This is a genomic window from Variovorax sp. KBW07 (assembly GCF_003852515.1).
GTDB lineage: Bacteria > Pseudomonadota > Gammaproteobacteria > Burkholderiales > Burkholderiaceae_C > Variovorax.
Map to the genome: position 1 here is coordinate 1,005 of NZ_QAJK01000207.1, position 1,053 is coordinate 2,057.

General features: G+C 69.3%; 3 protein-coding genes. 1 reads left to right on the top strand and 2 read right to left on the bottom strand.

Annotated elements, in window-relative coordinates:
• On the bottom strand, positions 1-512 hold a 512-nt coding region (locus tag DBV14_RS34085; protein WP_311732876.1), incomplete at its 3' end, for a glycine betaine ABC transporter substrate-binding protein.
• A complete protein-coding gene (locus tag DBV14_RS31390) occupies positions 509-811 on the bottom strand; it encodes a DUF6506 family protein (protein WP_124465588.1) in 303 nt (100 codons plus the stop codon). The genes DBV14_RS31390 and DBV14_RS34085, both read right to left, overlap by 4 nt.
• A gap of 107 nt (positions 812-918) precedes the next feature.
• On the opposite strand from DBV14_RS31390, the gene DBV14_RS34230 reads away from it, so the two are divergent.
• The coding region (locus DBV14_RS34230) for a LysR family transcriptional regulator (protein ID WP_185546194.1) at positions 919-1,053 on the top strand (135 nt) is incomplete at its 3' end.

A 1,053-nucleotide genomic window follows, 5' to 3' on the forward strand; every position in this document is an offset into this window, starting at 1 on the left:
GCCAGGTCGCTCAGCGTGCGCAGGCCGAGCCGGTCGGCGTCGGCCGCGCGCACCGCCAGCGCATAGCCGTCGTTGAAGCCCAGCGGAATGGCCACGCCCAGGCCCATCGGCGCGAGCGCGGCATTCATGGCCTCGCGCGTTTCCGCCGGCGAGCCCTTGAGGATTTCGAGCGCGATGGTGCCGGTGTATTCGGCATACAGGTCGATGGCGCCCGAGCGCAGCGCCTCGTACACGATGGCCGTGTTGCCCAGCCCTTGGCGCACCACGGGCGGCGACGCGGTGTGCGGCGCCGCGGTCTGCGCCAGCAGCTCGGCCAGGATGTACGACTCGGTGAAGCGCTTGGAGCCCACGCGCAGCGTCTCGTCGGCGGCCTGCGCGGATGCCGTGACACCGAGCCAGACCAACGAGAAGAGCAGGATGGCGCGCCAGAGGAAGCGGCGGTGCGTTTGCATCGGGGGCAGTGTATAGACATGCGCCGGCCCCGGCCACCCGCCGCCTGCTACCGGCCTCAGGTGGCGAAGAGCCGCGCCATGGCGTCTGTCGACTCCGGCCCGTAGCCCACCGAGCCCACGGGCACCGCGCCGCCGATGGCCGAAAGCACGGCCGCCGTGCCGGCGGGCCCGAAGCCGCCGCAAAGCTCGATGAGCTGCACGCCTTCGGCCAGCAGGGCGCGTGCGGCCGCCGGCCCTTCGGCGGCTGTGGGCACGCCGATGGCCACCATCCTGAAGGCGCCGGACTCCAGCACGCAGCGGTCGCGCGACGGATCGAGCCCGGCGCCGGTGACGATGAATCCGAATCGGGTGAGTGCCATGTCGTTTCTCCTGCAGGGAGCAGTTGTTGTCGATGGCCCGATGATTCCGCTTCGGTCTATGCTCGTCCACGTCCGTTACGGAATGAAAACGGACCTGAAAGGTCTCAATGCTCGACTTGCAGCAGCTTCACTATTTCGTGGCCGTGGCTGAATCGGAAAGCATCGCGCGTGCTTCCGAGCGCCTGCACATTTCCCAGTCGCCGCTCAGCCGGCAGGTCATTGCGCTCGAAGCCCGGCTCGGC

Bases quoted from the DNA above. Each gene is read 5' to 3' on its own strand.
- DBV14_RS31390 (WP_124465588.1), bottom strand. From the start codon at position 811: ATGGCACTCACCCGATTCGGATTCATCGTCACCGGCGCCGGGCTCGAT.